The sequence below is a fragment of the Bacillus sp. Root131 genome, from assembly GCF_001429475.1.
GTDB classification, from domain to species: domain Bacteria; phylum Bacillota; class Bacilli; order Bacillales; family Bacillaceae_G; genus Bacillus_A; species Bacillus_A thuringiensis_S.
Window position 1 is genome coordinate 2,564,542 of the sequence record NZ_LMJQ01000001.1, and the last position, 17,797, is coordinate 2,582,338.

The following is a 17,797-nucleotide window of genomic DNA, read 5'->3' on the forward strand; positions in this document are numbered from 1 at the left end:
CAGAATTGGCACGTCAATTGCATAAAAGAAAGTGAGAGGTTTAGGGAAAGGAGGAGTATATTGTGAGGCACTGCGACGTTTTAATTATAGGTGGTGGAATAATAGGGTGTTCTATCGCTTATTACACTTCAAAATACGGAAGAGACGTAACAATCATTGAAAAAGGAGAATTTGTCAGCGGGACGTCTTCACGGTGTGATGGGAATATTTTGGCCATTGATAAAGACCCAGGGTTTGATAGTCAAATGTCTTTAGTAAGTCAAAAATTAGTAACTGATTTAAGTGAAAAATTAGAGCATTCATTTGAATATAGGGCACCAGGAAGTATTCTCGTATGTGAGTCAGACGAAGAGATGGAAGCTGCGCAGCAATGGGTAGATCGGCAAAAAGAAGCTGGATTACCGTTTCGAATGCTTGATAGGCAAGATATAAGAGAAGAGTCGCCTTTTTTTGCTGATGATTTATTAGGCGGTTTAGAATGTGCGACGGATTCAACTGTGAATCCATATCTCCTTGCTTTCTCGCTTCTGTCAGAGGCACAAAAGTTTGGCGCAAAAGCCTTTAAGCAGACCGAAGTAAAGAGTATGAAAATAGAGACGAATGGTTCATTTGTTGTAGAAACTACGAATGGTACTTTTACAGCAAAACAAGTTGTAAATGCAGCCGGTGTGTGGGCTCCTAAGATTGGTCAGATGTTAAATGTAAATATACCAATTGAACCGAGAAAAGGGCATATTATAGTAGCATCAAGGCAACAACATGTAGGATGCCGTAAAGTAATGGAATTCGGTTATTTAATTTCTAAATTTGGCGGAAAAAGAAAAGTAGATGCTTTAACTGAAAAATACGGGGTTGCGCTCGTATTTGAGCCTACTGAAAGTCAAAATTTCTTAATTGGAAGTAGTCGTGAATTTGTAGGGTTTCATACGAGAATAAACAATGAAGTCATTAAATGTATCGCAAATAGAGCGATTCGCTTTTATCCGAAAATGGCAGATATGATGGTAATTCGTTCTTACGCTGGTTTACGTCCGTGGACAGAAGATCATTTGCCGATTATTTCACGAGTGGAACATATTCCGAATTATTTCATTGCCGCTGGACATGAAGGGGATGGGATTAGTCTTGCAGCAGTTACTGGGAAAGTAATTGAAGAGTTATTAAATGAAAAAGAGACAATTATTCCTATTGAACCACTTCGTTTGAGTCGTTTTACAGAAAGGGTGTTAAACGGATGAGGTCACAAAGAGTCTTTACGACTATTGATACACATACGGGCGGGAATCCAACGAGGACATTAATTAGCGGACTTCCAAAGTTGATTGGAGAGACGATGGCAGAGAAGATGTTACATATGAAAAAGGAATATGATTGGATTCGAAAATTGTTAATGAATGAACCGCGTGGTCATGATGTAATGTCAGGGGCATTATTAACAAACCCGTGTCATCCTGAGGCTGATATAGGTGTTATATACATAGAGACAGGTGGATACTTACCGATGTGCGGTCACGATACAATCGGTGTATGTACAGCGTTAGTTGAATCAGGTTTAATTCCAGTAGTTGAACCGATTACTTCTTTAAAACTAGATACCCCGGCTGGCTTAGTGGAAGTAGATATTGCTGTTCAAGATGGAAAAGCAAAAGAGGTATCTTTCTGTAACATACCAGCTTTTTTATTGAAAAATATTACTGTACACGTCAAAGACATTGGAACTGTAGAGGCTGATATTGCGTATGGAGGGAATTTTTATGCCATTATTGATGCGAATTCAGTAGGCCTAGAATTAGTACCAGAAAATGCATCTACAATCATCGATAAGGCGATTCATATAAGAAACACAATTAATGAGAAGTTTGAAATCATTCATCCAGAGTATTCGTTTATTAGAGGATTAACACATGTTGAATTTTATACAGATGCTACTCATGAATGTGCGAATGTGAAAAATACAGTTGTTGTACCACCAGGCGGAATAGATCGATCCCCATGCGGTACAGGAACATCTGCGAAGCTAGCTGTATTATACGCTCAAAAAGAAATCAAAATTGGTGAAGAGTTCATTCATGAGAGTATCGTTGGTTCTTTATTTAAAGGATATGTCGTGAATACGACACATGTTGAAAATATTGAAGCTGTCATAACGAAAATTACGGGATCAGCTTGGCTTATGGGTATGCATAAATTTTTTTACAATGAAATGGATCCACTCAAAGAAGGATTTTTGCTAATTCCGCCGATGGAACATGAAACGGAGGATATAAAATGAACATTCAAAAAATGTATACAGCAGTAGACGTACATGTAAATGGCGAGGCATTTCGTGTAATGAAAGACGTACCATGCAAATACTACTACAGTTTGGAGCAATTAAATGAACAATTTTCAGGTGAATTAGCAGAAGAGAGGAAGCTTTTATTAAATGAACCACGTGGTTTTATCGGTTTGAATGGGTGTATTGTCGTTCCATCTATCCATAATGAAGTGGATGCAGCTGTATTATTTTTTAATCATGAAGGTTCGATTCCGCTTCATTATGGGGGCATTGTTGCGGTAATAACGATGTTACTCGAAAGTGGGTATTTAAAAAAGAGAGAGTCCAATCAATACAAAATTGAAACGTTATCTGGAATATTTTTAGTTCATGCGTATGTAGAGAATGATGAAGTTGTATCTGTTTCGTTTGAAAGCAAACTTTGCTATTTGATTGAGGAAAATTTACAGGTTGGTAATGTAAGTTATTCTCTCATACAAGCAGATAAAGTATATGCAGTTGTAGAAAAAGGTGCGTATTCGCCAGAAATTCGTGTTGAAAACATTCCAGAATTGAAAAGATGGGGAGAAGCTACACTGCAGGTTATACAAAAACAGTCGCTAATAAAAAGGCTTATTTTAGTAGATCCTTCGCAAAAAGAAAAGAACCATATAAAGTCGATTACATTTCATGAAGATAACTTTATCGTACGTTCGCCAGGTTTTGTTTCTACTATCGTTTCCTATGTTCATGCGTTATTTAAAAATGATTATATGGCGGATAAACCTTTTAAAAATGAAAGTATATTTAATAGTTTTATAACTGTGGAAAAAGTGAAGAAGGAGGAGCTAGGATACATTTTCCGTTTTGAAAGTAGAGGATTTATTACAGGAATGCAGACGTTTCTATTAGACCCTACGGATCCATTTCCGGCAGGGTTCTTATTAAAATAAAATGTGATAAGGAGAGATAAATATGCAAAAAATTAAAGGGGCATTTCCAGTATTAATAACACCGATGGATGAATTTCAGGAAATTAATTGGGATGGGGTAAAACAAAATGTAAATTACTTTATCGAACAAAAGGTTGCAGGCATCATCATTAATGGAAGTACAGGAGAGTTTGTAAGTTTATCAAAAGAAGAGCGATTTAAAATGGTAGAAACCGTTTTGAAAGAAATTGATGGCCGTATTCCAGTCATTGTTGGAACTGCTGCGGAAACGACGAAAGAAACAATTGAATATACGAAACATGCAGAAGCGCACGGAGCGGATTGTGCATTAATTATAAACTCTTACTATTGTAAACCGAAGGAAGAGGAGATCTATTTTCATTTTAAAGAAATCTCAAACTCTGTAAATATACCAATTATGTTATACAATAATCCATTTACTTCTGGTGTTGATATGAGTACAGAGCTAATGCTCCGTATTGGAAAAGAGTGTGAAAATGTTACACATATTAAAGAATCTAGCGGAGATATTCGAAAAGCAAGAGATTTAGTAAGACAAAGTGAAGGGGCTTTCCAAGTCTTCTGTGGTTCTGAAGATTTAGTTATGGAATCATATTTAGTTGGTGCCTCGGGATGGGTTTCAGTAGCAGGAAATATCGTTCCTGGTCTCGTTACAAAAATGTATGAGCATTTTCAAAATGGTGAATTAGAAAAAGCATGGGAAATAAACGATGCTATTTTACCACTTTGCGAGTTTCTTGAAGGGTCAGGGAAATATGTTCAAATCGTTAAACGTTCCATGGAATTACATGGGCAAGCGGGAGGACCTTCTCGCTATCCAAGACTAGGATTAACTGTTAACGAAGATCAAAAGCTTCAAACGATTTTATCAAATATTGCAGCTCATGCAGGTGTTTAAATAAGGAGGAGAACATAATGTTAAAGACAAATATTGAGCTGAAACCAAAAGTGGAAGCGTTTTTAAATGAAGAAATTAAAATGTTTATTAATGGCGAATTTGTTTCTGCTATTGGCGGAAAGACGTTTGAAACGTACAATCCAGCAACAGAAGATGTTTTAGCAGTCGTATGTGAAGCGCAAGAAGAGGATATTGATGCTGCAGTAAAAGCAGCAAGATCTGCATTTAAATCTGGTCCGTGGGCAGAAATGACTACTGCTGAAAGAGCGCATCTTATTTATAAATTAGCAGATTTAATTGAAGAACATAGAGAAGAGTTAGCGCAATTAGAAGCTTTAGATAATGGGAAGCCGTATCAAGTAGCACTTGAGGATGATATTTCAGCGACTGTAGAAAATTATCGTTATTACGCAGGATGGGCTACAAAAATTATTGGGCAAACAATCCCGATTTCAAAAGATTACTTAAACTATACGAGACATGAACCTGTAGGTGTTGTAGGTCAGATTATTCCGTGGAACTTTCCGCTCGTTATGTCTTCTTGGAAAATGGGAGCTGCACTGGCGACAGGTTGTACGATCGTATTAAAACCAGCAGAGCAAACACCTTTATCCTTACTATATACAGCAAAACTCTTTAAAGAGGCTGGATTTCCAAACGGTGTTGTAAACTTTGTACCAGGCTTTGGTCCTGAAGCAGGAGCGGCAATTGTAAATCATCATGACATTGATAAAGTTGCTTTTACAGGATCTACTGTTACAGGAAAGTATATTATGCGTCAGTCTGCAGAAATGATTAAGCATGTAACGTTAGAGCTTGGCGGCAAATCACCAAATATCATTTTAGAAGATGCGGACTTGGAAGAAGCAATTAGTGGTGCATTCCAAGGTATTATGTATAATCACGGTCAAAATTGTAGCGCAGGATCACGTGTATTTGTTCATCGTAAACATTATGAAACTGTAGTAGATGCACTTGTGAAAATGGCGAACAACGTAAAACTTGGAGCAGGTATGGAGAAAGGAACGGAGATGGGTCCACTCGTATCTAAGAAACAACAAGAGCGTGTGTTAAATTACATTGAGCAAGGGAAGAAAGAAGGTGCTACAGTTGCGGCTGGTGGTGAACGTGCGCTTGAAAAAGGTTATTTCGTTAAGCCAACTGTATTCACAGACGTTACAGACGATATGACAATCGTTAAGGAAGAAATATTTGGACCAGTTGTTGTTGTACTTCCATTTGATTCGACAGAAGAAGTAATTGAACGAGCGAACAACTCATCTTATGGCCTTGCTGCGGGTGTATGGACGCAAAATATCAAAACGGGTCATCAAGTGGCAAATAAATTAAAAGCAGGAACAGTGTGGATTAATGATTATAACTTAGAAAATGCAGCTGCACCATTTGGTGGATACAAACAATCTGGTATTGGCCGCGAATTAGGTTCATATGCGCTTGATAATTATACAGAAGTGAAAAGTGTTTGGGTAAATATAAAGTAATAGGGCGTTTTACTGACAAAATTGAGGGATGAAATAATGAAAGATGCGGACAACTAGAAAGTTTGATAATAGTTGTCCGTTTTCTTATATACAAAATTGTTTTTCAAAAGAATGATAAGGGGGATTTGGATGGAGAATTTAGTAGAATGGTTAGTAGGGCAAGTGTGGAGTATCGGTTTAGTTGTTTTTGCATTAGGGGCAGGCGTATATTTCACGATTGCAACACGCTTTTTGCAAATTCGTTATTTTAAAGAGATGATTAAACTATTATTTGAAGGAAAGAGTTCAGAGACGGGAATATCATCTTTTCAGGCATTTTGTTTAGCCTTATCAGGAAGAGTTGGAATTGGTAATATCGCAGGGGTAGCGACAGCAATCGCTTTCGGCGGGCCTGGAGCTGTATTTTGGATGTGGGTAATGGCTTTGTTAGGGGCAGCGAGCGCGTTTGTTGAATCAACATTATCTCAAGTATACAAAAGTAAAGTAGGGAATGAATATCGCGGCGGTACTCCATATTTCATTGAGAAAGGTTTAAAAATGAAATGGTTTGCAGTCATTGTAGCGGTAGTTGTAACACTTTCATATGGCGTGTTATTACCAGGTATTCAATCTAGTAGTATCGCAGTTGGATTTGAAAACTCTAATGGTATTAACAAATATATAACTGGTATATTTTTAGTCGTGTTACTAGCAGCAATTATTTTTGGTGGTGTAAAGAGAATTGCTGGCGTTTCTCAAATGCTTGTTCCATTTATGGCAATTGGTTATGTAATTGTTACATGTATCATATTAATTGCGAATGTAACGGAGATTCCAAGTATGTTTGCTTTAATTTTCTCTAGCGCATTTGGTGTAAATGAAATGTTTGGTGGAATTGTTGGTGCAGCTATTGCATGGGGCGTAAAACGCGCTGTATTTTCAAACGTTGCTGGTGTCGGAGAAGCGACGTATAGTTCGGCTGCTGCTGAAGTATCGCATCCTGCAAAACAAGGATTAGTTCAAGCGTTTTCCGTATATATCGATACAATTGTCGTATGTACAGCGACAGCTCTTATGATATTAATTACAGGTATGTATAATGTTATACCTGAAGGGAAACGCGCTATTGTAAAAAACATAGGAAATGTGGAAGCAGGTCCAATTTATACGCAACAAGCAGTTGAAACTGTGATGACAGGGTTTGGTCCAATATTTATTTCAATTGCAATTTTCTTTTTTGCATTTACAACGTTACTCGCTTATTACTATATCGCTGAAACGACGCTTACTTATTTAGATCGTCAATTGAAGTATGGCTGGTTAAAACCAGTTTTAAAATTTGGATTTTTAATTATGGTTTACATCGGTAGTGTTGAATCAGCGTCGCTTTTATGGAATCTCGGAGATTTAGGAATCGGTAGTATGGCATGGTTAAACTTAATCGCGATTCTATTATTAAGTAAAATTGCATTAAAAGTGTTAAAAGACTATGAAACGCAGAAAAAAGAAGGGAAAGATCCAGTATTTAATCCTAAAAATGTGGGGATTGAAGGATTAACATTTTGGGAAGAAAGAAGTAAAGAGGTTGAAAGAAAAAGTTCTAGAGAAAAAGTTATTGTAGATGATAATTTAAAATTATAACGTAAATTAACCGAAAATTCTTAATTTAAAAGAAGGTATATTGCCTCCATTTCATCGCATACTACAATAGGTATGGATAATATGACTGGAGGGAATAAGATGGAACATGAGCAACATAGTTCGATAAATGATATTCTACATCATTATAAAGAAGGTATAGGTAGTTTTACAAATCAAATTCCTGAAATCGCTGAGACATATAATGCGTTTACGCAAGCTTGTTTTCAAGAGGGTGCTTTAACAAAAAGAGAAAAACAACTTATTGCATTAGGAATTAGTTTAGCAACGCAAGATGAGTATTGTACAATTTATCATACAAAAGGTTGTCTTGATCAAGGATGTTCGGATAAAGAGATTCTGGAAGCATGTGGTGTTTCAGCAGCATTTGCTGGCGGAGCTGCGATGAGTCAAGCGGTAACTTTAGTGCAAGAGTGTTTAACAGAACTGAAAAATCAAAAGCATTGAATAAAAAAACGTTTTAAACTTTATGTTTAAAACGTTTTTTTATGTGAAATTAAATTTGTATTCACTTTAGTATTCTATATCTTCATAAATCGAATTCTCTACATCAGGAAGAACTGTGTATATACTCTTACCGATTAAAGCTTCTAATTCTTTCTTAATTGCATAAAACCCTTTCCAATGTAAAGATGTATGAGATGTTGTACCATGACGCAAACCAACGGAAATTAATCTTCTTTCCAGCGTAGTAAAGCCATCCGCGTCAGCAAGAGCGTCACAAAGAGAAATTACTTTATTGTATAAGTCGTAGTTACTATGTTCATTCAATATTGCAACCAACCGGCTTTTCATATGGTCAGGAACGAGATGCCATTCCGCTGCGATATCTATATGTTCATTTTTACAGGGAAATGAGTGTGTCACACAAATAATGGCGTTTCCTGCATATCCTAAATCATTCATATACATATAACCATCATAGGAATGAATGACCGATTTGGTAAAACCTTTGTATCTTCCGATATCATGCAAAAGGGCAGCGTTATATGCTATGTCAGCATCTAGGTCATACCCTTTTTTTATAAGTTCTATAATTATGTTTTCAGTTGCATGAGCAACATGTAGTGAATGTTCAAACCAAGGGCCCGGGTTTTGTTCATATGCCCATTCGAGTAGTTCTTTTGCGTACGTTCTATCTAATATATATTTCATATCGTTATCCTTTCACAAAAAATCATATCTTAATATAAATTCATCTTATTATTTCATTATTCCTTCTTTAAAAATTGTTACAATGAAACAAAAGGGGGAAAAGTAATGCGAAATTTAGTAATTGAAGAAATTAAGCAACTAGAAAATGATATGGAAGAACTTTCGAAACTTTTGAAAACGGTTGTAAATGATGGGGCATCAATTGGTTTTTTGCCTCCACTGGAACAAAAAGACGCAACAAAGTATTGGCAAACAGTCATAGCGCCAGAAGTGATATTGTATGTAGCTAAAATAAACAACGAAGTAGCAGGGAGTATTCAATTACAATTAGTTACAAAGCCTAACGGAATTCATAGAGCCGAGATTTGCAAATTAATGACTCATCCAAACTTTAGACGTAACGGTATTGGACGATTGCTTATGCAAAAAGCAGAGGAACGAGCGAAGCAAGAAAACAGGTCTCTTTTAGTATTAGATACTAGAGAAGGAGATCCATCCAATAAATTGTACAAATCATTAGACTACCAAGAAGTTGGAACAATACCAGGATATGCAATTTCTCCGAATGGAAAGTTAGATGCTACGGTTCTTTATTATAAATGCATATAAATTGTGATTAAAAGGTTATCATACTGAATAATAAGAAACTATTTTAACACCGTCTATATTTTTCTGGCGGTGTTAAATAAATTTATTGATATAATCCATTTAACGCACTAAATGAATTTGAGAAAGTTTTTAGAGGGTTCTTTTAGTAATGATTCTCGTCTTATAATAAATGTAGAGAAGATGACTAGCCAACTATAGTTATTTTCGCTTTATTATCGGAAGGGGATGAAAGAATGAAAAAGAATAGTTTACAAAAGATGAAGAAAGTTATTTTAAGTGGTGGCGTATTACTTACGGGATTATTAACATTTGGATTTTCAGAAAAGGCTTCAGCTCATGGTTATGTAGAATCACCAGCGAGCCGATCTTATTTATGTAAGCAAGGGGTAAATGTAAATTGTGGACCGATTCAATATGAACCACAAAGTGTAGAAGGGATAGGGGGATTTCCGCAACTAGGACCTTCTGATGGACAAATTGCAGGGGCTGGTCATTTTCCTGCTTTAGATGTTCAAACTGTGGATAGGTGGAAGAAAGTTACGTTAAATGGCGGGACGAATACATTCAAGTGGAAACTAACTGCTCCTCATAGTACAAAAGAGTGGAAATATTATATTACGAAAAAAGGCTGGAATCCAAATAAACCTTTAACGCGATCAGATTTAGATTTAGTGCCATTCTATGTGAAAAATGACGGTGGGGCTAGACCAGGGACAACAGTAACGCATGAAGCAAATGTACCAACTGATCGTAGTGGATACCATCTTATTTTAGCTGTTTGGGAAATTGCAGACACTGGAAATGCGTTTTATCAAGTTATAGATGTAAACCTTGTGAATAATGGCTTAGCTTCAAATTTCGCTTTTAACAACGTAGTGCAAGCTCCTACACTATTTTAATTGAAACATATATTTCGATCATCTAATTCATTTTAGATGATTTTTTTTATGAAAATGATGAAAAATATAGAAGAAAGTGCAATTATTTATAAAAAAATATGCTTTAAATATTGTCATATTTGCTTCTTTAAGATATCCTTTTCATGAAGAGGTGGAAAACATGGAAAAAGTACTAGTTTTCGGGCATAAAAACCCAGATACAGATGCAATTTGTTCTGCAATTGCTTATGCAGAATTGAAAAAAGAATTAGGAATGAATGCTGAGCCTGTACGTTTAGGCGAAATCAGCGGTGAAACTCAATTTGCGTTAGACTATTTTAAAGTAGAAGGACCGCGTTTTGTTGAGACAGTAGCAAGCGAAGTGGACAACGTTATTTTAGTTGACCATAACGAGCGTCAACAAAGTGCTAACGATATCGAATCAGTTCGTGTGTTAGAAGTTATTGACCATCACCGTATTGCTAACTTTGAAACAAGCGATCCTATATACTATCGTTGTGAGCCAGTTGGATGTACAGCTACAATCTTAAACAAAATGTACAAAGAAAATGGCGTTACAATTCGTAAAGAAGTTGCAGGTTTAATGTTATCTGCAATTATTTCAGATTCTTTACTATTCAAATCTCCAACTTGCACAGAACAAGACGTAGCAGCTGCTCGTGAATTAGCGGAAATCGCTGGTGTAGATGCTGATAGCTACGGCTTAGAAATGTTAAAAGCTGGTGCTGACTTAAGCGGAAAAACAATGGAGCAATTAATCTCTCTTGACGCTAAAGAATTCCAAATGGGTAATGCGAAAGTTGAAATCGCACAAGTAAACGCTGTTGATACAAACGACGTTCTTGTACACCAAGCGGAACTTGAAAAAGTAATTTCTGCAGTAGTAGAAGAAAAAGGTTTAGACCTATTCTTATTCGTTGTAACTGATATCTTAACTAACGATTCTGTCGGTCTTGCGATCGGTAAAGCAGCAAACGTTGTTGAGAAAGCATACAACGTATCACTAGAAAACAACACAGCTACATTAAAAGGTGTTGTATCTCGTAAAAAACAAATCGTACCAGTATTAACAGAAGCATTCCAAGCTTAATTTTATTGAGTACACATAAACAGCAAGGACAAGTAGTCAGATTGGCTACTTGTCCTTTTTTATCTCTAAAAAACAGAAAATTAAATGCAGGATTTAATAATTATAGTGAGTATGCCTTTAAACAAAAAAATAGAGATTACAGTATTGAAGATTGTTTTAAGTTTCATGAGTCGATAGAAAAGTGTGTTGTACCAATTTGGAAACAGTTAGGAAGTTTTCTTAAAAAGAATCTTGATGTAAAAACGTATCGTCCCTGGGATCTTGCTCCTTGTAATTTGCAAAAATATCCATTTGAAAATTACATTAATTTATTGGATGGAATTGAAGAAATGTTGCGGAAGACAGATTCATGTTTTTATGAGGAATTTACTCATATAAGGAAAGCGGGATTAATTGACGTACAAGAACGGAAAAATAAAGCACCAGGAGCTGCTTGCTTTACCTTATCTCATAGTAAAGACGTTTTTGTTTATTCTAATTTTAGTTCTTCATTTTATGCGATTCATGCATTAATACATGAATTGGGGCATGCATTTCACTTTTATAAACAATTTAACAATGAAAGTAGTATGCAGGAAAGATACCTTCGTGAAGAGGTGGCGGAACTTTATTCCCTTAGTCTTGAATTACTATTAATGGATAAGCTTAATATTTTTTATACGCAAGAGGATGATTATAAAGAAGTACAGCAAGCTCAATTATATCGTACTTTATCGTTATTAATATCGTCAGTTTCAGGAGATGTATTCCAGCACTGGCTTTATACAAATCCAAACCATTCACCAGAAGAGCGAGATGAGAAATATATTGAACTATGTAAAAGGTATCAATATTCATCAGTTGATATTGCAGGAGTAGAGAATGAAATTGGTTCGAGTCATTTCACTTTGTTCAGTTTCCTTTTTATAAAATTGAATATGCAATTGCGCAAATAGGAGCGATGCAATTGTTTCAAATTTATGGAGAGAATCAGGAACAAGCGATTGCTTTCTTTAAAGAGGGAGCGAGTTCAGATTGGAATTTACCTATACAGGAAATATATATAAATACAGGTGTTGCGTTTGACTTTTCGGAAGAAAGGATACAAAGTACTGCAAGGGCTATTTTAGATTTGATTAACGAATTAAAATAAGGATAGCGTTAGCTATCCTTATAATCGTTTATTCGTAAGATTTTTTCTTGTTTATATAAAATGTGATTATCGCAGTAATGAAGAAAATAGGTATCGCATACACTTGCCCAACAAATAACTTCCAGCCGACATAATTATAGCCTTCAGATGCTGGGATGATAACGGAAATAACGCAAACGATAAAATAGACTAATAGTGCAGGGATAATATTTTTTATTTTTATGAACCTCCTTTTTAATTATATCTATACATCCTTATGTTAAAATTTATATTTAATATTTTGAAGAAAAAAAGCAAAAATTTTTATGGTATTATAATATTTGCAATGAGAGTGATCCATAGTACGTATATGGTAAAATGTGTAATTTTAGCTTTCGGAATTATTATATAGTATTTCGAGAGAAAAATGTACAAAATAACGAATTTTATTTACAGAAGTAAAGGGAGTAGAAATATATATGAAAAGGCTATGTATAATTCCTTGTGGAAAAAAGAAAATTTGGGATAAGCATTCAAACTACGGACCGATGGAAGCAAAAGATGTATATATTAGTCCGTTCGGAAAAGCATGTCAGGCATACGCAACTATGTTTTTCGAAAACTGGGTTATATTATCAGCGAAACATGGATTTTTAAGACCAAATGATATTGTATTAGAAAACTATGATCTTGCATTTGATTCAAAAAGCGATGAGGTAATAAGTATAGAGCAATTACAAAAACAGTTGGTAGATAAAAGTTTATTACAGTTTGACGAAATCGTCTTACTAGCAGGAAAAAAGCATAAAAAAGTAGTGACAAAGTTATATCCAGAAGAAATGATTACATATCCGCTAGAGGGGTGTAAAGGGATTGGGTATATGTTGCAGAGGTTGAAAGAAGCTGTGAAGGAAGGGGAGGAAATATAGGTGAAGTTTCAGTGATTTTAAACTCTATTTATTTAGGGAGCTTAGGCATCGCCGAAAGGGTGATGCTTTTTTGTTCGTGCCGTCAATTTTAGAAAATGTAGGGTGTATGGGTACAGTTAAGATTGTAAGTGGGAATAGCAATAAGACAAGTTTTGAATAGAATATTAAGAAAGGAGATGTTGATGAATAATGGCTAGATATAGTTTGCACGGAGGACATAATAGTATTGTTCAAGGTGCTAATTTCGGGAATCGGAAAGAACACGTTCTGGATAGGCAAGTTAAAGATGCCGTGGCGGCTAAGTTAAGAGCCTTAGGACACACGGTTTATGACGATACGGACGAGGTAGGAACAACTCAATCACAAAATTTAAATAATATCATTCGTAAAAGCAATTCCCATGCTGTGGATTTAGTTATTTCTTTTCATCTTAATGCAAGCGATGGAAATGGACAGGGTGTTGAGGTTCTGTATTATGATCAGAAAGACTTGGCGGCTAAAATCTCAGCTCAACTAGCAAAAGATATTGGATGGCGTGATCGAGGTGCAAAACAGCGTACAGATTTAGCGGTATTAAATGGGACGAAAGCACCTGCTATTCTTATAGAATTAGGATTTATTGATAATGAATCTGACATGGCAAAATGGAATGTTGATAAAATCGCTAATTCTATTGTGTTTGCTCTTACAGGACAAACTGGAGGAGGTACAGTGGATTTGCTCAAAGTAAAAACTGGCGGTGTAGCATTTAGTAATTTACAAGCTTTGGCTCAAGCGATGGTTGATGCGGGTATTGATGGACAAATTGTCGTTCAGAAAGATGGCATTGGTTATGCTATAACGAATGGCTATCCAGCTGGAAATATCGATAAATTTACAGCTTGGTTAGATGCGCGTAAGTGGTACTATGAGTATGTGAGATAAAGTAAAACTTTAATCAGTGGGTTAAAAATACAAGTTGGCTTTTATTATTTTAATGGCTCACGATAATATACTATGTAACCACAAATATGGACAATGTATATAATTAAAACCACCTATCAAAAAGGTGGTTTTAATTATATACTTTAGTTTTTTTGAATAATCATCTTTTAAATCTATAATAATATTCTATTTTTCGATACATAAGTTAAATTTTAAATCATTATCAATGAATACAAAATCTCTACTGCTAATTAAAAAACTGACTTGATTGTTTAAGGGATAAGAGCAAAAAATACAATCTCTGAATATGATAATAAAAAAGGAGATGATGAATAATGGGTTACATTGTAGATATTTCAAAATGGAATGGCAATATTAACTGGGATATCGCAGCCCCACAATTAGATTTCGTAATTGCACGTGTGCAAGATGGTTCAACTTATGTTGATCCTTTATATAATAATTATGTACAAGCAATGAAAGTAAGAAATATTCCGTTTGGTAATTATGCGTTCTGTCGTTTCGTTTCAGTAGAGGATGCACGGATAGAAGCAAGAGACTTTTGGAACCGTGGTGAAAAAAATGCCACAGTTTGGGTAGCTGACGTAGAAGTAAAAACAATGAATGATATGAGAGCGGGTGCACAAGCATTTATTGATGAATTACGTAGATTAGGAGCTAAGAAGGTCGGTTTATATATTGCTCATCATATGTATGCTCCATTTGGAATGGCAAATGTCAATTCTGATTTTGTATGGATTCCTCGTTATGGTGGTAACAAACCGGCGTATCCATGTGATATTTGGCAATACACAGAAACAGGGAATGTAGCTGGTATCGGAAAATGTGATTTAAATGAGCTAATTGGAAATAAACCGTTAGCTTGGTTTATAAATCAAACTGTTGAGCCAATAAAGAAACAAGAAGGGGTTGGAATTATAGTGAATAAATATAACAAAGTAGTTACTTATGAATTTGGTGTAAATTTAATTCCTGACATGATTCAAATGATGGATAAGCTTGGATATACTTCTAAAATAATATCTCCCGGAAATAACCAAGGACTTGTGTATTTCGAGACAGATTATCGTCAAGGGAACGAACTGGACAAAGTAACGGCTTGGTTAGATACGAAAGGAATTAAATTTTTTTATACAAAAGAGTAGTTTGCTAAATAAAAAGCCGTCATGTGACGGCTTTTTATTTTTATGTAATCTTCTAAATCTAGTTATAATATGGAGAAAATAGACTAATAAACAAGCCTTTGTATACTTTCAAACATAGAATATGATGAATTCTATTAAGGAGGAAGCATATCCATGGGGAATACTTGTCATTGTGGGCATTCCCGAAATTGTAATAAATTTTGGGATAATTTAATGTTTGGGAGATGTAGATGTAAACGCAGTGATTTTCACGAATGTTGTTGCAAAGAGAAACCGAAATGTGAGTGTGAAAAATGTCATTGTAAAACAAAACCGAAATGCCATTGTAGAGATGAAGATGAAGGGTATTAATAATAAAAAAGAGTACGATACGTACTCTTTTTTAGGGTGGTTATATTCCATCTTGAACAGATTTCTTTACAATTACCCATGTGTCTTTCTTTTTAACCGTTATAGCTACATTAGTTCCATTAGATTCCTTATAAAAGATATATCCATTGTTTGAGTTTACATATGTTACTGGCTCACCTATGCAATCTCGCGAGCAGGATTTGTTGACCAGTTCAATTAGGGATAGTTCGCTTGGATCGGTTTTACTTGCTTCTATAACAGCATCAAGGTTTGTTTTTCGATAACCTTGCAAGTTTATATGAAAAAGCTGCTCTATTTCTCCTGTAATGCTAGTATTCATTACTTCTACTGAATTCTTTTTTTCTTGAAGAAATCCGTTTTCATAAAGTAATTTTGTATATCCAATCCATGCTATTAATACTAGCATGAAAAACATACCCGTCATTTTAAGCATTCGAAGTCGTTTACTTATAATTGTTTCTGAGTATTTCATTCAGTCTAATCCTCCAATGTTTTTAATTTAAAATATGCTTGGATACATACTTTTAGAAGAGGATGAGAATGAATGAGTTTTCAATAAAAAAGAAAACATCCAGAGCTAGATGCTTTCCTTTTTTGTATGTTTCGCTATCTGTTAGTTACTTGTTTCATCAGCGGTCTTATTTCTTTAACTGGTGGTTTCTTATCATAGGCATCAACGTAAGAAAAGTAGTAGTTTAAGTTTCTTAGAAGACCTTTTCCTATTTTTGCACTTAAGAAAGGAAATACTTGTCCAGTATAATCATCGAGAGATTTACAGTAATATTTTTCATCTAAATATATACTGTATTTACATGTTAGTTCTACTAAAGGATTCCCTTCATCATCAAATACTTCTTTAGAATCAATAATATCTATTAGTGCAAATTTTTCATTTAGGTAAACTTTCTTTTTTTTCTCGTGTTTATTTGTAAGTATAAAAACGAGCCCAATCGCGTTAATCAAACTATTTCCTCCTATAAAAAACGGATATTAATAAAATATATCGATATAAGCTAAATGTAAAGAGGAGAGGTGAAATATCATGGAGAGAAAGTTAAATAAGCCGATTTATGTTTGGGAATCGACTTATTTTATCAAGTATTACTTAGTAGTAATACCTACTCTGATTAACATTTCACTTTATTGAAATACTTGTGGGAATTGTTTTACGATTGCGTTTGTTATCATGTCGGCCATTTCTAATGCTTCTTTTTCAATTTTATCGTAAAGTTGTACTCCTGCTTCATAATCTTTATTTAGGAAGGTAAGTGCTTCTGCTTTCGTTAGTGCTAAATGTTCATAAAACATTTTTCGGAATTCTTCTTTTCCTATATATGGGTTGATGTTATTAAGAAACTCAACGATTTCATCACCATTAGCGTACCATTTTTTCTCTATAGCGGCAGCTGCATTTTGATCACCAGTTTTTGCGGCTTTAACAAGATCTGCTGCAATGACTAAGTGATCCTTAATTAATGCACTATATTTTTTTACTGCATCTTCACCGTAAAATGGTTCAAGTGATAGTCCCATATGTGTTGCGTTTTGTAGAAGTCGTCCAACAGTAACGTTAACATCGGGTAAATTAAATACAATACTTATAATAGCCAATCTCGTCCAAGCGACGTGTTGTTCCCATAAAGAACGCATATACCCTTTTAAAAAATTCTCGTTTTTACTAATTCGGTAGTTACGTACAGATAAATCATAGTTTACATAAGGGTTATGGTAGGGGGAGTAATACGATTGCCAATAAGAATACATAAATAGTAACACTCCTTTGAACATGTATAACTCAAAGTATGATATAGATTTATGTTTAGTTACGTGTCCTAGATTATTTTTAGGGAATTTTGAATTGGAGAAATTAGGTGAATGATCTTGTGGTATATATGAATAAATTGAATATAAAGTAAAAGAGGGTCTGCAAGGGAAGTTACAGACCCTCAAAAGGGTATTGCCGAGATGTCGGACTCGACTACGTAATGTTATCATAAAATTCTTTTGAAAAAACCTGGTAAATGTGTCCAAATGAAATTGGGACCTTAATAAAGTCAAAGAGACCTGCTTCCCGCGGCAGGCCCCATTAACTAGATAATGTCGATGAGCAAAAACTCATCTGGAGTACTTTCATAGTAACAAGTAAAATGTGTTTTGTGTATTGAGAAAGAAGAATTGCATAATTATATGTGAACAATTAAAATCCCAACAATTTATGATTATCATTAATTGTTGGGATTTAAATATGGTTATAAAATGGAAAAAAGACTTGG

General features: G+C 34.9%; 18 protein-coding genes and 1 pseudogene. 14 read left to right on the forward strand and 5 right to left on the reverse strand.

The features are described from left to right. Nucleotides 1–62 precede the first annotated feature (62 nt). From ASE54_RS12865 to ASE54_RS12895, 7 genes are all read left to right on the forward strand, one after another. Complete coding sequence (locus tag ASE54_RS12865; RefSeq protein ID WP_001215272.1) at nt 63–1,238, forward strand: FAD-dependent oxidoreductase; 1,176 nt, start codon at nt 63–65, stop codon at nt 1,236–1,238. Then, a complete protein-coding gene (locus ASE54_RS12870; protein ID WP_014895277.1) occupies nt 1,235–2,272 on the forward strand; it encodes a proline racemase family protein in 1,038 nt (345 codons plus the stop codon). Before ASE54_RS12865 ends, ASE54_RS12870 begins: the two co-directional genes overlap by 4 nt. Further along, nucleotides 2,269–3,210 carry a proline racemase family protein gene (locus tag ASE54_RS12875; protein ID WP_001025577.1) on the forward strand — a complete coding sequence of 314 codons (942 nt, stop codon included), beginning with the start codon at nt 2,269–2,271 and terminating at the stop codon, nt 3,208–3,210. The genes ASE54_RS12870 and ASE54_RS12875 overlap by 4 nt, the downstream gene beginning before the upstream one ends. A 22-nt stretch (nt 3,211–3,232) precedes the next feature. Then, the gene (gene dapA / locus ASE54_RS12880; protein ID WP_001169451.1) at nt 3,233–4,129 is read left to right on the forward strand and encodes a 4-hydroxy-tetrahydrodipicolinate synthase; all 897 of its coding nucleotides are present in this window, start codon (nt 3,233–3,235) and stop codon (nt 4,127–4,129) included. A gap of 17 nt (nt 4,130–4,146) precedes the next feature. Beyond that, on the forward strand, nt 4,147–5,631 hold the full coding sequence (locus ASE54_RS12885) for an aldehyde dehydrogenase family protein (protein ID WP_000920980.1): 1,485 nt from the start codon (nt 4,147–4,149) through the stop codon (nt 5,629–5,631). 129 nt (nt 5,632–5,760) lie between these two features. Beyond that, nucleotides 5,761–7,251: an alanine/glycine:cation symporter family protein gene (locus ASE54_RS12890; RefSeq protein WP_000429519.1), complete on the forward strand. Its 1,491-nt coding sequence runs from the start codon at nt 5,761–5,763 to the stop codon at nt 7,249–7,251. 72 nt (nt 7,252–7,323) lie between these two features. Then, nucleotides 7,324–7,716, forward strand: coding sequence for a carboxymuconolactone decarboxylase family protein (locus ASE54_RS12895; protein ID WP_001999958.1), 393 nt, complete (start codon nt 7,324–7,326; stop codon nt 7,714–7,716). A 66-nt stretch (nt 7,717–7,782) separates the two neighbouring features. Here ASE54_RS12895 and ASE54_RS12900 read toward each other — a convergent pair whose 3' ends face one another. Continuing rightward, nucleotides 7,783–8,424, reverse strand: a complete 642-nt coding sequence (locus tag ASE54_RS12900; RefSeq protein ID WP_014895276.1) for an HD domain-containing protein — start codon at nt 8,422–8,424, stop codon at nt 7,783–7,785. A gap of 105 nt (nt 8,425–8,529) precedes the next feature. On the opposite strand from ASE54_RS12900, the gene ASE54_RS12905 reads away from it, so the two are divergent. The 4 genes and pseudogenes from ASE54_RS12905 to ASE54_RS12920 form a co-directional block, all read left to right on the forward strand. Further along, nucleotides 8,530–9,033, forward strand: a complete 504-nt coding sequence (locus ASE54_RS12905; protein WP_001245261.1) for a GNAT family N-acetyltransferase — start codon at nt 8,530–8,532, stop codon at nt 9,031–9,033. 233 nt (nt 9,034–9,266) lie between these two features. Further along, on the forward strand, nt 9,267–9,932 hold the full coding sequence (locus ASE54_RS12910) for a lytic polysaccharide monooxygenase (RefSeq protein ID WP_000742282.1): 666 nt from the start codon (nt 9,267–9,269) through the stop codon (nt 9,930–9,932). A 160-nt stretch (nt 9,933–10,092) separates the two neighbouring features. Beyond that, entirely contained in the window at nt 10,093–11,022 is a 930-nt protein-coding gene (ppaC, locus tag ASE54_RS12915) for a manganese-dependent inorganic pyrophosphatase (protein WP_000416871.1), read from the forward strand. A 65-nt stretch (nt 11,023–11,087) separates the two neighbouring features. Further along, a pseudogene (locus tag ASE54_RS12920) lies at nt 11,088–12,154 on the forward strand (M3 family oligoendopeptidase); the annotation flags it as partial. Nucleotides 12,155–12,182: 28 nt separating this feature from the next. On the opposite strand, the gene ASE54_RS34185 reads toward ASE54_RS12920, so the two are convergent. Beyond that, nucleotides 12,183–12,371 carry a DUF4017 family protein gene (locus tag ASE54_RS34185; protein WP_000789485.1) on the reverse strand — a complete coding sequence of 63 codons (189 nt, stop codon included), beginning with the start codon at nt 12,369–12,371 and terminating at the stop codon, nt 12,183–12,185. Nucleotides 12,372–12,612: 241 nt separating this feature from the next. Between ASE54_RS34185 and ASE54_RS12930 the strand changes: the two genes are divergently transcribed. From ASE54_RS12930 to ASE54_RS12940, 3 genes are all read left to right on the forward strand, one after another. Continuing rightward, nucleotides 12,613–13,062 (forward strand): DUF6884 domain-containing protein, encoded by a 450-nt coding sequence (locus ASE54_RS12930; RefSeq protein ID WP_000824878.1) that lies wholly within the window; start codon nt 12,613–12,615, stop codon nt 13,060–13,062. A 189-nt stretch (nt 13,063–13,251) separates the two neighbouring features. Then, nucleotides 13,252–13,986, forward strand: coding sequence for an N-acetylmuramoyl-L-alanine amidase (locus ASE54_RS12935; RefSeq protein ID WP_000135285.1), 735 nt, complete (start codon nt 13,252–13,254; stop codon nt 13,984–13,986). A gap of 335 nt (nt 13,987–14,321) precedes the next feature. Further along, nucleotides 14,322–15,152, forward strand: coding sequence for a GH25 family lysozyme (locus ASE54_RS12940; RefSeq protein ID WP_000540626.1), 831 nt, complete (start codon nt 14,322–14,324; stop codon nt 15,150–15,152). A 391-nt stretch (nt 15,153–15,543) separates the two neighbouring features. Here ASE54_RS12940 and ASE54_RS12945 read toward each other — a convergent pair whose 3' ends face one another. The 3 genes from ASE54_RS12945 to ASE54_RS12955 form a co-directional block, all read right to left on the reverse strand. Then, the gene (locus ASE54_RS12945; protein WP_000877576.1) at nt 15,544–15,996 is read right to left on the reverse strand and encodes a hypothetical protein; all 453 of its coding nucleotides are present in this window, start codon (nt 15,994–15,996) and stop codon (nt 15,544–15,546) included. Between the two features lie 134 nt (nt 15,997–16,130). Further along, entirely contained in the window at nt 16,131–16,487 is a 357-nt protein-coding gene (locus ASE54_RS12950) for a hypothetical protein (RefSeq protein WP_000606231.1), read from the reverse strand. A gap of 177 nt (nt 16,488–16,664) precedes the next feature. After that, a complete protein-coding gene (locus ASE54_RS12955) occupies nt 16,665–17,288 on the reverse strand; it encodes a hypothetical protein (protein ID WP_000287734.1) in 624 nt (207 codons plus the stop codon). Nucleotides 17,289–17,797 lie beyond the last annotated feature (509 nt).